Source organism: Pseudomonas sp. PDM15 (assembly GCF_014851565.1).
Taxonomy (GTDB): domain Bacteria; phylum Pseudomonadota; class Gammaproteobacteria; order Pseudomonadales; family Pseudomonadaceae; genus Aquipseudomonas.
This window is the reverse complement of the sequence record NZ_JACVAA010000002.1, coordinates 280,454-295,975: the sequence shown is the minus strand read 5'-3', so window position 1 is coordinate 295,975 and position 15,522 is coordinate 280,454. Positions and strand designations below refer to the sequence as shown.

Here is a 15,522-nt window from a genome sequence, read left to right as displayed (position 1 = left end):
CCTCCGCTAAACCGCTGCCGGGCCGACGCGGCCGCGACGCAGGGCATCGATCACCGCTTCCTTGGGCCCGTCCGCCACCACGTGGCCGTAGTCCAGCACGATCAGGCGATCGACCAGGCTGAGCATCGAGCTGCGGTGGGTGATCAGCAGCAGGGTCTTGCCCTGGGACCAGGTCTGCAAACGGTTGCGCAGAATGTCTTCGCTGGTGTTGTCCATGGCGCTGGTGGGTTCGTCCAGCAGCAGGATCGGCGGGTCGAGCAGCAGCGCGCGGGCCAACAGCACCGCCTGGCGCTGGCCGCCGGACAGCAGCTGGCCGCGCTCGCCCACCGGGCGATCGAAGCCTTGGGGGTGTTGCCGGGCCAGGTCGGTGACGCCGGTCAGTTCCGCCACTTCGAGCATGCGCGCGTCGCTGACGTAGCGTGCGCCGAGGGTGAGGTTGTCACGCAGGCTGCCGGCCAGCAGCGGCAGGTCATGGGCGACATAGCCGATCTGGTGGCGCAGGTCGGCCACGTCCAGCTGGCGCAGGTCGAGGTTGTCGAGCAGGATCTGCCCCTCGCTCGGGGTGTAGAAGTTCATCACCAGGCGCGCCAGGGTGCTCTTGCCCGAGCCGCTGCGACCGATGATGCCGACCCGTTCGCCTGCGGCCATGTGCAGGCTGACCTTGCTCAGTGCCGGGGTGTCCTGGCCGGGGTAGCTGAAGCTGATCTGGCGCAGGTCCAGCGCGCCCTTGAGGTGGGTGCGCTCCAGCGGCCGCTGGTTGGCCTGGCGCTCCTGCGGCAGGGCCATCAGCGCGTCGGTGCTGGTCATGGTCAGGCGCGCCTGCTGGTAACGGGTGATCAGCCCGGCGATCTGCCCAAGCGGCGCCAGTACACGGCTGCCGAGCATGTAGCTGGCCACCAGGGCGCCGACGCTGAGATTGCCGGCGATGATGATGTAGACCCCGGCAACGATGGTGGCCATGCCGGCGAACTGCTGCAGGAACATGGTGCCGTTGGTGGCCAGGGAGGCGAGGAAGCGCGCATGGCTGTCCAGGCGGGTGAGGGCGCCGTGGGTCTTTTCCCAGCGATGCTGGCGTTCGCTCTCGGCGCTGCAGGCCTTGAGCGTTTCCAGGCCGCCGAGGGTCTCGATCAGCAGGGCCTGGCGTTCGGCGCCCAGGGTCAGGCTCTTCTGCACTGTATCGCGCAGGCGCGCCTGGATGATCAGAGCGAACACCGCGGTGATGGGGAAAGCCAGCAGCGGGATCACCACCAGCCAGCCGCCCAGCAGGCCGATGACCAGGATCATCAGCAGCGCGAAGGGCAGGTCGATCAGACTGGTCAGGGTCACCGCGGTGAGGAATTCGCGCAGGCCCTGGAAGTCATGGATGCTCTGCGCGAAGCCGCCGATCGTGGTGGGTCTGGCCGTCATCGACATGCCGGTGATGCGTTCGAACAGGGTGGCGGACAGCACCACGTCGGTCTTCTTGCCGGCCACGTCCAGCAGGTAGGCGCGCAGCACGCGCAGCAGCAGTTCGAAGCCGGTGCCGATGAACAGGCCGATGACCAGTACCCAGAGTGTGGATATGGCCTGGTTGGGCACTACCCGGTCGTAGGTCTGCATGACGAAGAGCGGGACCATCAGCCCCAGCAGGTTGATCAGCAGGCTGGCCAGGACGGCGTCGGTGTAGAGCCAGCGCGACAGTTTCAGCGTGTCGCGGAACCAGGCCTCGACCCGTGGCACCAGCGGCGTGCGGGAGTCTTCCAGTTCGTGCTGCGGCTTGGCGAAGAAGGCCTGGCCGCTGTATTCCAGCGCCAGGTGATCGCGGTTGACCCACTGCTCGCCGCCATCGGCCTCGCAGGGCAGGATCTGCATCTGGTTCTTCGGGCCCATCTTGCGCAGCACGGCGCTACGGCCGTCCTTGAGCAGCAACAGGACTGGCAGGTTGAGCGGCGAGATGGCGCCCAGCTCGCGGCGCAGGATGCGCCCCTGCAGACCGGCGCGCGCGGCGGCCCGGGGCAGCAGCTCGGCACTGAGGCGTTGTTCGGGCATCGGCAGACCGGCAGTCAGGCTGGCGCGGCTGGCCGAGCAGTCATGCAGGTTGCAGAGAATGAGGAGTCCGTCCAGCAGCGGGTCGTCATGACTCTGCCGCTGGTCGTCGGAAGGTCTCCGTTCCATGGTGGTCAAAGGTCACTACTCCTGAGAAGTCGCCCGGCGTTTATCGCGCGGGCGACGTCTGCGCCGGGACTACTTCATTTCCGGCAGGCGGGCCTCGCTCTTCACTTCGGTGAGGGCTACAGCTTCGACCGGAACTACGACGTTCTGTTTCTTCAACAATTCGCCCATGGCTGCGATGACGCGGTACATGGAAAACTCTTCGGTGTAACGAACCTCGGTGTAGCGGCGGTTGGCGGTGAAGAGTTCGTTGTCACTGTCCAGCAGGTCGAGCAGGGTGCGCTGGCCGAGGCTGAACTGTTGCTGGTAGGCCTCACGCACGCGCGAGGTGTAGTCCGCATAGTCGCGGGCCTTGGGCGTCTGCAGGCGGGCGTTCTCCATGGCGTTCCAGGCCAGCGAGAGGTTCTCGTTGACCACGCGCAGGGCGTTGTTGCGGATATCCATGGACTGGTTGATCTGGTGAGCCGCCGACTGCAGACGCGCCTTGTCGCGCATGCCGTTGAACAGGTTGTAGTTCATCACCACGGCTGCGCGCCAGGTGTTGTAGTGGCCCTCGTCGCCTTGCACGTTATCGTCGGCGGTGGTGGCCAGTTCGAGGTCGAAGCGCGGGTAGAAGGGCGCCTTGGCCACTTCGTACTGTTTCTCGGCGGCGTTGACGTCGGCCTGGGCGGACTTGAGGAAGGGGTTGTTGTCCATCACCGTCTGCCGGGCGACGTTGACGTCTTCCGGCATCTCGCCCTTGATCGAGGCGGGTTGCTCCAGCTCGTCCGGCATACGACCGGTGGCGCTGAAGAAGTTGGCTTCGGCGTCTGCCAGGTTGACCTGCTCGGTATAGAGGTTGTTCTCGGCCAGGGCCAGACGGGCTACCGATTGGTCCAGGTCGGCAGTACTGCCAACGCCGCGCTCGCTGCGCAGGCCGATCTGGTCATTGATGCGCTGGTGGGCCTGCAGGTTGTTCTGCGCCAGGGTCACCATCTCACGGCGCTTGAGCACTTCGAGGTAAACCTCGACGGTACGCAGGGCCAGGCTCTCGGAGGTGCCTTGTACATAGTAGGCACGGGAGTCGACCACCGACTTGGTGCGCGCCACTTCGTTGGGCGTGTTGAAGCCGTCGAACAGCATCTGCCGCAGGCGCAGTTCGGCGTCGTTATAAGTCAGGGTTTCCTTATTGTGATCACCCAGTGCTCGGGTACTGGGGCTGTCGGTCTGCTCACGGCCGTAACCCAGAAGCAGATCAACGGTAGGTAGATAGCCGCCCTTGGCAATTTTCACTTCCTCATCCGCAGACAGACGATCATTCATGCTGGCATGCAGCTCGGGATGATTGTCGATGGTGCTCTGGATGGCTTCCGAGAGTGTCATGGCCTGCGCCTGAAAACAGGCTATGGCCAGCAAAATGCCACCGTAGAGCGGTTTTAGTGAGGGCATGATCTTTTTCTCCTTATTTATATGCTCGGTTCCTGTCGTCAAAATGCTGACGATTTTCGCCTGAAAGAGCGTTTCAGGCCTGTAACATCACAGCTAAGAACATCTTCCAGAGTAGCTAAGAAAAATTCGTCACAAGATTTATGAGAAAAAAGTCTTATGCACTGTGTGAGATACGGCACATTGTTTCTCCCGTAAGCCGCGAAAAACGGGGCCTTCAGGCCTTTTCGCAGTTAAAGCAGACGGTCAAGCGCAGTTTGGAGCATAAGGGGCGGGAATGTTTCTGATGGGTAGGTTCGGTGCAGTTGGGGCGACACTTTTTTGTCGCATTTCAAATTGGGTTCCTTGCGCCGCTCCACTTTCTCAACTTTCTTCGCATGCAATCCCCGAGTTCGAAAGGTGATTTGGCCCTTTTGAAACGTGTCGACGGTGGTCGGCAGCTGTAGTGCGGAGGAAGGATCATGGCTACTTTGATTGGTGTCGTCAGCCAGGTTGTCGGCGAGGTCTTTGCGGTAGCCGGCGATGGAACGCGTCGACCGTTAGTCGAAGGCGATCGGGTTTATGCCGGCGAACAATTGGAAACCGGCGCCGCTGGCGCGGTCGCAGTCACTCTCACCAATGGTGAGGTCCTTACCCTCGGGCGCGACAGCAGCCTGGGTCTCAACGAACAGATGCTGGCGGGCTACGATGGCCAGACGGTCCAGCCCCAGGAGCAGGCGCCCGCCACTCCCACCGACGGCGATCTGACTGACGTCGAACAACTGCAAGCCGCGATCGAGGCCGGCGTCGACCCGACCCAGGCTGGTGAGGCGACTGCCGCCGGTCCTGGGGCTGGTGGTGGTGCCGGTGGTGCTGGCGGTATCGGTGGTGGCCACAGCTTCGTATTGCTGGGTGAAGTGGGCGGTGCGCTGGATCCCGTCATCGGCTTCCCGACCGAGGGGCTGAACACCGGTCCCGAGTTCCCCGATCCCGAGCCCATCGTTACCGACGAGCCAGCAGCGGACTTCACTCCCTCGATCGAGATCGAGTACGAGGACGGTAATGGCAATATCTCGGTAGGCCCGGCCATTGTCGATGAGGAGGCACTGGCCGACGGTACCAACCCCGGCAGCGGCGCAGAGCAGGCCAGCGGCAACATCATCATCACCTCGCCGGATGGCGTTGCTTCGCTGCAGATCCAGGGCTTCGACGGCGTTTGGGTGGACGTCACGAACGGCGGTGTGGTGGTCGGCCAGTACGGCACCCTGACCGTGGATGCCGCCGGCAACTGGACCTACACCCTGACCGACAACACCCTCGATCATCCCAACGCCGGTGCGTCCGGCGCTGCCGACCAGGTCGGCGAAAGCTTCCCGGTGCGGGTATTCGATCTGGACGGCGATGTATCGCCGACCGTGCAACTGAACGTGCTGGTCAATGACGACGCGCCCATCCTCACCGAAGGCGAGGGCGCCCAGGTAGCCGCCATCGTCGACGAGGACGAAACCTCCGATGGCATCACCGATGGCGACTCGGTCACCAACGTGGCCGCCGGTGGCCCCGGCACCCTGAACGCGCTGGTCAACTTCGGCGCCGATGGTATCGGCGGCTTCGGCTTGTCTGGCAGCGCTACTGCCATTTCCAGCCTGGAGGCCCAGGGCCTGACCTCCGGCGGTACCGCCCTCAGCTACAGCGTCGCAGGCAACGTGCTGACCGCATCGGCAGGCGGCGAAACCATTTTCACCTTGCAGGTGGGCGCCGATGGCAGCTTCACCTTCACCCTGGTCGGCCAGCTGGATCACCCGACTCCCGATGGCAATGATGACGAACTGCTCGATCTGCCGATCGATTTCTCCGGTGTACTGACTGCCGTCGATGGCGACGGCGACTCGGTTGGCACCTTCACTGGCGGCAGTTTCGTCATCGACGTGGAAGACGATGTTCCGCAGTGGGCCGGTAGCCGTGGCGAGGGCGAAGAACAGTTCTTCCCGCGGGTCACCGAGCTCGTACACGAGGATGCATTGACCGCTGGTGGCGGTGCACCCCATGACGGCAACCCGGAAGGTGGGCAGACCACCACGGTGTCTGGTCTGGCCGGTTCGCTGTCGGCCCTGGTCGACTTCGGTGCCGACGGTCCTGGCGACTTCGGTCTCTCCAGCGACGTCAGCTCCATGGATCTGCAGGGGCTGACTTCCGGTGGCGATCCGTTGACCTATGAAGTGGTCGGCAACGTGCTGACCGCCAGCGCGGGCGGCGAAACCATCTTCACTCTGACCGTGAATGCCGATGGCAGCTGGGAGTTCGTGCTGCAGGGCCCGATCGACCATCCCATCGCGGATGGCTCCTTCGATTCCGAAGATCTACCCGGCCTGGGCGTCGACTTCTCCGGCATCCTCACCGCGACCGATGGTGACGGCGACCCGCTGGTAGGCGGCTTCCCGCCTGGCAGCTTCGCCGTCGACATCGAGGACGACGTGCCGGTAGTGGCCGGTGGCGAAGAGGGCAACGAAATCTCCGGCGTGGTTCATGAGGACGCGCTGACCATAGGCGGCGGGGCTCCCTACGAGGGCAACCCGGAAGGCGGCCAGACCACCATCGTGGGCAGTGCCACCAGTGGCTCGCTCAGCGGCCTGGTCAGCTTCGGTGCCGATGGCCCTGGCGACTTCGGTCTCTCCAGCGATGTCAGCTCCATGGACCTGCAGGGTCTGACCTCCGATGGCGATGCGCTGAGCTATGCAGTGGTCGGCAATGTGCTGACTGCCACCGCGGGCGGCGAAACCATCTTCACCCTGACCGTGAATGCCGATGGCAGCTGGGAATTCGTGCTGGAAGGGCCGCTGGATCATCCGGTCGCCGACGGCAGCCTGGATGGCGAGTTGCTGCCTGGCCTGGGTATCGACTTCTCCGGGGTACTGACCGTCACGGATGGTGATGGCGACCCGCTGGCCGGCGGCTTCCCGACCGGCAGCTTCACCGTCAACGTCGAGGACGACGTACCGCGGCCTGACGGCAACGAGCAGACGGCAATTCGTCAAGAGGTGCAGGAAGATGCCTTGAACCTGGTCGACGGCGCGCCCTACGAGGGGAACGATGAGGGTGGCCAGACCACCGTCGCCTCGGGCGATCCGGGCGATCTTTTCGCGCTGATCGACTTCGGCGCCGACGGTCCCGGCACCGTGGGCCTGTCCAGCGACACCAGCTCGCTGGATGCACAGGACCTGATGTCCGAAGGTACCGAGCTGTCCTATAGCGTGATCGGCAACGTGCTGACCGCAACCGCCAATGGCAACACCATCTTCACCCTGACGGTGGATGCCGATGGCGGCTACGAGTTCGTGCTGAGCGGCCCGCTGGATCATCCGATCGCGGACAGTGCACTGGACGACGAAACCCTGGCTGGTCTGGGCATCGATTTCTCACAAATGATCACCGCGACCGACGGTGATGGCGACCCGCTCTCCGTGAGTCTGCCCAACGGCAGCTTCGCCATCGACGTCGAGGACGACGTGCCGGTGGCCCGCGAGTTCAGCCAGCGGCCGTGGGTCAGCAACCAGGTCGACGAGGATGAGCTGCCCGGTGGCATCACCGATGGCGATGGCGTTACCAACGTGGCCAATGGCGCGGCCGGTGCGCTATACGCCGCCATCAACTTTGGTGCCGACGGCCCTGGAACGATCGGCATGACCGGCAGCCCGGCAGCGATCGGTGCCCTGGAGGCCCAGGGCCTGACCTCGGGCGGTGTGGCGCTGAGCTTCACCGTGGTCGGCAATCTGCTGACCGCCACTGCCGGTGGTGACACCATCTTCACCCTGCAGGTGAACGGCGACGGCAGCTACACCTTCACCCTGTCCGGCCCGCTGGATCATCCGGTGGCCGACGGCACCCCGGCTGGCGACAACGAGATGCTCGGTTCGGGCATCGACTTCTCGTCGGTGATCACCGCAACCGATGGCGACGGAGATCCGCTGAGCGGCCTGAACCCGGGCAGCTTCGTGATTCGGGTGGAAGACGACATCCCCGTGGCGGTACCGCTGCAGTACGACAACGAGCAGAACCCCATCCCGCTGGTCTCGGGCCAGGTGGACGAGGATGAGTTGACGAATGGCATCGGTGACGGCGACAGCGAGGGCACTTCTGTATCCGGCCCTGCTGGCACCCTGAATGCTCTGGTCAACTTCGGTGCGGATGGCCCCGGCGACTTCGGCCTGAGCGACGATCCGGCCGACATTGCCACCCTGGAGGCCCAGGGCCTGACCTCGGACTCCATTGCGCTCAGCTACTCGGTGGTGGGCAACGTGCTCACCGCCACCGCCGGTGGCAACCCGGTGTTCACCCTTACGGTGAATGCCGATGGCAGCTACAGCTTCGAGCTGCAGGGGCCGCTGGATCATCCATTGCCTGGCAGCACCGATGACGACCAGCTGCTTGGTCTGCCAATCGACTTCTCCGGCGTGCTGACCGCCACCGATGGCGACGGCGACCCGGTGGATGGCTTCGCCGATGGCAGCTTCGTGATCAATGTTGAGGACGATGTGCCGGAGGCGCAGAACGACAATGCCACCGTTCTGTCTGGCCAGGCCCAGAACATTAACCTGGTGTTCGTGCTGGACTTCAGCGGCAGCATCGACAACACCGAGCTGAACGCCATGCTCGATGCCGTGCGAGCGGCTGGACAGGAGTTGTTCAATACGGCTACCGGCGCAGTTCAGATTCAGATCGTGGCATTCTCGGGTACCTCGATTTCTTTCCCGACGATCGACAACATCGCGGACTTCACCGATTTGGTGAACTCGCTCAACCCGCAGGAGCCGGGTGGTGATCGGCCGCTCTCTGGCCTCACCGACTTCACCGATGCGATCCAGGAGACCATGGCTGCGTACACCCCGCTGCCGGGGTGGACTAACCAGGTCATCTTTATCAGCGACGGCAACCCCAACGAGCAGACCGGCCCTGGTGGCGCGCCTTCGTTGACCGAGCCGACGGCGACCGACTGGAACAATTTCGTCGACAACAATGGCATCAACGTCACCACCATCGGCATCGGCGATAACATCGACGACCCGCGTCTGGAAGACGTCGATGTGGACGCCGGGGCGAACAACGATCCGCTGCGTGTCGATGATTTCGACGACCTGGTCGATACCCTGGTGGATCAAGTGATCGGTGGCCTTGTGGGTGGCAATGTCTTGCTGGGCAATGACAATGCCGTGGGCGGTGGTGACGACGATGCCTTCGGTGCCGATGGCCGCGGCCAGATTCTCTCCATCGAGATCAATGGCACTACCTACACCTGGGACGGCACCGCCGATGGCGATCAGCAACTGACCGACATCGCTACGGCCGAAGGCGGCAAGCTGAGCTTCAACTTCTCCACTGGCGCCTGGAGCTATCAGGCTCCGGCCAACGTGGCCGGTGACAAGACCGAGACCTTCACCTACACCATCGTCGATAATGACGGCGACCCATCTACCGCCACCCTGAACATCTACGTTGAGGACGGCAGCCCGGTCGAAGCTACGGTTACCGACGACCGCGTTGCCGGCGGTATACCGGATGGCGATGGCCTGACGGCCTCGGTCAGCGGCAGTGTCGCCTCTTTGGCAGTTGGCCCCGATACGGCGGTCTTCAGCCTCAATCCCGGCGGTATTGGTGGCCTGACGGGCGCAACCTCGGGCGGCGTCGCGCTGGTCTACTCGATCAGCAGCAACGTGCTCACCGCCACCGCCGGCCCGGCCGGCCCGACGGTCTTCACCCTGCAGGTCGATCCTAGCGGTAGCTATACCTTTACCCTGGATCGTGCCTTGGATCATCCGCTGGGCAACGGTGACGATAACGAGCAGCTGACCCTCAACTTCGCCAGCGTGCTCGAGGCTGAAAGTGCCGGTGGCGCCCCTGTCGACCTGGCCGGAGCCTTCCTCATCCACGTCGAGGACGATGTGCCGGTGGTCGACATCCTGCCCAACTCGGCAGCGAGCGTGGCCGAAGGTTCGACCTATGACGGTACCTGGACCCATGGTACGGGCGGCGATGGCGCCGGCAGCATCAAGGTGCTGGTAGGCCCCAACGAGTACAACCTGGATACCAACATCTCGCTGGCGAGCGGCACGCTGCGCGTCAACAGCGATGGCACCTGGAGCTTCCAGGCTGGCAGCGGGCTGGATCAGGATGTGATCAACAGCCAGACCTTCTCGGTGCGGGTGCGTGACTACGATCAGGACACCGCGACCGACAGCTTCACCATCCGCATCACCGATGCCGGTTCTCCCACTGGCGGGCAGACCAGCAATGCGGTGGATGAAGAGGGGCTCTCCGGCGGCATCACCGGCGGTCCCAATGATGCGGCGGGTACCGGCACTACGGTCACCGGCAACCTGGGCTACAGCTTCGGCCCGGACGGTGCGGCACCCGTGGGTGCCTTCACTTGGAGCACGGCAGGTCTGCCGGCGCTGACCTCAGGCGGCACTGCGCTGACCTATTCGGTGAGCGCCGATGGCCTGACCCTGACGGCGGCCAAGGTGGGAGGCGGGGCAACCGTCTTCACCGTCAAGGTCACCAATGCCTCGACCGGCGCCTACGAGTTCAAGCTGCTGCAGCCGCTGGATCATCCGGCCCCGGTTTCACCGACCGGCAGCGACGAGAACAATATCGACCTGAGCTTCGCATACACGGTCAAGGACGATGACGGCTCGACCGCCAATGGCAGCCTGGGCATCTCCGTCGACGACGACAGCCCGACGGTCAATCTGCTGCCGGATGCACCGGTCAATGTGGCCGAAGGCACTACCTACAGCAGCGGTACCTGGACCGGTGGTTACGGTGCCGACGGCGGCGGTAGCGCCAAGGTGCTGGTGGGGGCCAACGAGTACAACCTCAATACCAACATTGCCCTGGATACCGGCATTCTGCGCGTCAACAGCAACGGTACCTGGAGCTTCCAGGCCGCCAATGGCCTGGATCAGGATGTCTACAACAGCCAGAGCTTCTCGGTGCAGGTGCGTGACTACGACCAGGACACCGTGATCGATAGCGTGACCATCAACATCACCGATGCGGCCAAACCCTCGGGAGGTACGGCGAACAACGCTGTAGACGAGGAAGGACTGAGCAACGGCATCACCGGCGGTCCCAATGATGCTGCGGGTATCGATACCACGGTCACCGGTAGCCTGGGCTACAGCTTCGGTCCGGATGGCGCGGCACCCGTGGGAGCCTTCACCTGGAGCACGGCGGGGCTGCCGGCGCTGGCCTCTGGCGGCACCGCGCTGACCTATTCGGTGAGTGCCGATGGCCTGACCCTGACAGCGGCCAAGGTGGGGGGCGGCGCAACCGTCTTCACCGTCAAGGTCACCGATGTCGCGACGGGCGCCTACGAGTTCAAGCTGCTATTGCCGCTGGATCATCAGGCCCCGGCTTCACCGACCGGCAGCGACGAGAACAACATCGGCCTCAGCTTCAGCTACACCGTGAAGGACGATGATGGTTCGACCGCCAACGGCAGCCTGGGCATCTCCGTCGACGACGACAGCCCGGCGGTCAATCTGTTGCCGGATGCACCGGTCAATGTGGCCGAGGGCACCAGCTACAACAGCGGCACCTGGACCAGCGGTTATGGCGCCGATGGTTCCGGCAGCATCCAGGTGCTGATAGGCGCCAACGAGTACAACCTGGACGCCGATATCGCCCTGGCGACCGGCACATTGCGGGTCAACAGCAACGGTACCTGGAGCTTCCAGGCCGCCAACGGTCTGGATCAGGATGTCATCAACAGCCAGAGCTTCTCGGTGCGGGTGCGTGACTACGATCAGGACACCGTGACCGATAGCATGACCATCAACATCACCGATGCGGCCAAGCCCACGGGAGGTACGGCGAACAACGCGGTGGATGAAGACGGGCTGGCCAACGGCGTAGCCGGTGGCCCCAACGATGCAGCGGGGGCCGATACCACGGTTACCGGCAACCTGGGCTATAGCTTCGGTGCCGACGGTGCCGCGCCCACTGGAGCCTTCACCTGGAGTACGGGAGGTCTGCCGGCACTGACCTCCGGTGGCAGCGCGCTGACCTACTCGGTGAGCGCCGACGGCCTGACCCTGACGGCGGCCAAGGTGGGAGGCGGCGCAACCGTCTTCACCGTCAAGGTCACCGATGTCGCGACAGGAGCCTACGAGTTCAAGCTGCTGCTGCCGCTGGATCACTCGGCACCTGTCTCCCCGGTTACCAGTGACGAGAACAACATCAACCTGAACTTCAGCTACACGGTCAAGGACGATGACGGCTCGACAGCCAATGGCAGCCTGGGCATCTCCGTCGACGACGACAGCCCGACCGCCAAGGACAACAGCATTAGCGTGACCGAAGGCGGGGTGCCACCGTTTAATCTGATCCTGGTGGTGGATACTTCCGGAAGCATGCTGTACGAGATCGGCGGCAACACCCAGGGTTCGCCCAACCGCCTGGAGCTGGCCAAGGAAGCGCTGTCCAACATGATCGACAGCTATGCCGCCCTTGGCGTGGATCTGGCGATCACGGTGATCGACTTCGCCACCGGTGCCCTGCTGATTCCGCAGACCACCGACCCGGATGTGGCCAAGCTCAACATCCAGAACCTGGCTACCGACGGCGGCAACACCAACTACAACGCACCGCTGGTCCTGGCACAGAATCAGCTGACCGCCGACCTGGTCAACCTGCCGGACTACGAGCACAAGGTGTACTTCCTGTCCGACGGCCAGCCCAATGTAGGCAACGTGCCTGCCGGATGGACATCCTTCATCAATGCCAGCGGCGCCGAGGTGTATGCGGTTGGCCTCAGCGTCAGCAGCAATGCCGGGGCGATCGCGCAACTGGGTCTGGTCGAGGATCATGGTGATGCCGTCACCCTGATCGACGACCCCTATGACCTGGATGCGACCCTGCAGGCCACTGTGCCGCAGCCGACCATGGGCAATATGGTGACCGATGTTGACCCGGTAGCTGGTGTCGATACCAGTGGTGCGGATGTACCGGTGACGGTGACCCAGATCAGCTTTGTCGCAGCCAACCCGGCGGCCTACATCGGGGTGGCCGACAGCGTCGTCGGCAATGTGGTGACCTTCCTGGTACAGGGCGGCACCACTGGCCCGATCACCACTCCACTGGGCGGTACCCTGGTGGTCAACGCCAACGGTTCCTACAGCTATACACCGCCAAATGATGTGCTGGTCGATAGTCAGGAGGTGTTCACTTACACCATCGTCGACAAGGATGGCGACCAGTCCAGCGCCAACCTGAATATCAGCGTTCTGGATACCAGCCCGATCGTTGCCAACGTGTACGAGGACGGCCTGCCCAACGGCCTGCCGGATCCGGGCTCCAACGTCACCAGCGTGTCGGGCACTCTGGCCGGCGCCGTGGTAGACAGCGCCGGTGTGACCTTCAGCCTGGGTAGCGTTGCCGGCCTTCCGGCGCTGACTGCCGATGGTGTGCCTATCACCTACAGCGTGGTCGATGGGCCGACCTCCGACACCCTGACCGCCAAGGCCGGTACGGTGAACATCTTCACTCTGGTGCTGCAGGCCAATGGCAACTACACCTTCAACCTGCTGGGGGCCATCGACCATGCCACGGCCAATGGCGACGATCAGGAACTGAAGGATCTGGACCTCTCCAGCATCATCGTGGCCAAGGAAGGGGCAACCAACGTCCCGTTGATTCGCGACTTCATCGTGCAGGTCGAGGACGATGTGCCGGTTATCCAGTCCACCTCCAACCTGGTGTACTCCAACAGCAACAACCCGGGTGGCGCCACTGGTGTGTTCGACTACAGCACCGGCGCCGATACCCGCGACACTGGGCCGTTCAGTGCCTCCGACTCGGACTTCAAGTCCATCACCCTGACCGGCTCCGTGGGTGGTGTGGCGATCAGCTCGCAGTCGGTCACCTGGGTATCGGAGAGCGCCACGACGGCGACCTTCGATGTCGAGTTCGAGTACGCACCTAACCCATCCAACCCGAGCGTCAAGGAGGAAGCCGCAGGTACCCTGACCTTCGACAAGGTCAACGGCACCTACACGGTGACGCTGGATGGGCCGATCGAGGGCTTCCAGGTGCTGAAGACCAGCGCGAACCTGGGAATCGTCGGCTATGTGCCGGGCAGCAGCACGGTGGACAACACCAACCCGGACGTGGCGGTTTCCCAGCTGGCCAGTGACTTCTTCGTGCAGTTCCGGGGTTACGCGGAGCCTGGGGCTGGTACTGGCGGTAATAACCTGCAGACTGGCGGGGCCAACACCAACATCTTCGTCAACGGCGAGCTGTTCAGTCAGGCCAGTTCGTATGTGACCCTGTCCAATACCTCCAACGGTGTAGCTGGAGATACCATCGGCCAGGGCGAGGTGCTGGACCTGAACTTCTATACCTCCAGCCCGACCGGCAATCTTGCCGTAACCCCGACAGGTCGCGCCGATGGCATCTTCCTGAAGTTCGACGGCATCAACAGCGAGGATCTGGTGGTCGTCCTGAAGCTGATCGGCCCGGGCGGAGTGACCACGACCAAAGCACTGGTGATCAACAACAGCGACATCTACCGCAACAGCAGCGGCGCCACGGCGCTGGCCGCCCTGGCGGTGTATGGCATTACGCTGGATAACAACGACGGTGCGATCGTCATCGAGAACAATGACTTCAACGGCGCAGGTGAGAGCTGGCAGATCTACGGTGCTCAGATACTGACGACAGTGGAGGGCATCACGACCTCGACGGCGATCAACTATGACAATGACTTCGGTGAATCGGGGGGCTCGACCCTGACCACCAACTTCAATAATCAGACCGACAACGACGTGGTCAAGGTCTCCGATATCGGCTTCATCAAGACCCAGACCACGACCGTGGATGCGGAGCTGGACTTCCAGGTGGCGGTGCAGGACGCCGACAACGATGCCACTTCGAGTGTGAACCTGCATGTCACCATCGAGGCCGGCAACACCTTCACCGGCACTGCACTGGCTGACGTGATCCAGGGCAGCACCGGCAACGACACACTGTCCGGCCTGGCCGGGGACGATGTACTGATCGGTGGTCTTGGCAATGACCTGCTGATCGGTGGTGCCGATAACGACACCTACCGGTGGACTGCCGGAAACACCGGCACCGACACGGTGCAGGGCTTCGTTAACAACTTCAACGGCAACGCCCAGGGCGACCGGCTCGATCTGTCGCAACTGCTGACCGGTGAACACGGGCAGGCGGGTGATATCGGCAACTTGCTGAGCTTCATCGACATCAGTACAGCCAACCTGGGAGGAGGTGCGGCGCTGGATACGGTGATCAAGGTCAGCGACACCTCCACCGCCGATCCGGCGACCTCGACCGAGCAGACCATCGTGCTGCAGGACGTCAACCTCGTGAGCCTCTACGGCGGCACCGAGAGTGGCACCATCCTTGGCATGTTGGGAGACGGTACGCTCAAGGTTGACGTGGCATAACCAGCGAGGCGCCCGGTGAGTCGACACTGCTGAACGGGCGCTTATATGATCGGCCCGCTACCCTTCTGGGGTAGCGGGCCTTTTTTATGCCTGGAGGAAGCCACATGGTGTACGTGCAAAGGGATGCCGAGGGGCGTTTGCTGCGGGTGGAGCATGATGCGTTCGAGGGCATGACGGAGACGCTGGCGGTCGAGAGCGAAGAGCTGCACAACTGGCTGGCGGCCCGTGAAGAGGTCAAGGAGCGCCTGACCAGCCTGAAGGACTCCGACCTGGAACTGGTGCGGGTGCTGGAGGATGTGGTCGGCGTGCTGGTGGCGAAGGGCGTTATCCGCTACACCGATCTGCCGGAAGCAGCACGGCGCAAGCTGGATAGGCGCGCTGTGACCCGTGCCCAGATCGAGGGCCTCAGTGGTCTGCTGGGTGACGATGATCACCAGCTGATCTGACGCAGACCAGCACGCAAAAGCCCGCCGTCATGGCGGGCTTTGCATTACATCGGAAA

The 15,522-nt window shown here is 63.4% G+C and carries 4 protein-coding genes; 2 read left to right on the top strand and 2 right to left on the bottom strand.

All coding sequences use genetic code 11. From position 1 onward, the window contains the following. Window positions 1-6 precede the first annotated feature (6 nt). Together IB232_RS05345 and IB232_RS05340 are read right to left on the bottom strand one after the other, a co-directional pair. The gene (locus IB232_RS05345) at window positions 7-2,154 is read right to left on the bottom strand and encodes a type I secretion system permease/ATPase (RefSeq protein WP_192397973.1); all 2,148 of its coding nucleotides are present in this window, start codon (window positions 2,152-2,154) and stop codon (window positions 7-9) included. Window positions 2,155-2,223: 69 nt separating this feature from the next. Continuing rightward, a complete protein-coding gene (locus IB232_RS05340; RefSeq protein ID WP_192397509.1) occupies window positions 2,224-3,579 on the bottom strand; it encodes a TolC family outer membrane protein in 1,356 nt (451 codons plus the stop codon). 458 nt (window positions 3,580-4,037) lie between these two features. Between IB232_RS05340 and IB232_RS05335 the strand changes: the two genes are divergently transcribed. Together IB232_RS05335 and IB232_RS05330 are read left to right on the top strand one after the other, a co-directional pair. After that, window positions 4,038-15,020, top strand: coding sequence for a retention module-containing protein (locus IB232_RS05335; protein WP_192397508.1), 10,983 nt, complete (start codon window positions 4,038-4,040; stop codon window positions 15,018-15,020). 104 nt (window positions 15,021-15,124) lie between these two features. After that, window positions 15,125-15,466: a tryptophan synthase subunit beta gene (locus IB232_RS05330; RefSeq protein WP_192397507.1), complete on the top strand. Its 342-nt coding sequence runs from the start codon at window positions 15,125-15,127 to the stop codon at window positions 15,464-15,466. Window positions 15,467-15,522 lie beyond the last annotated feature (56 nt).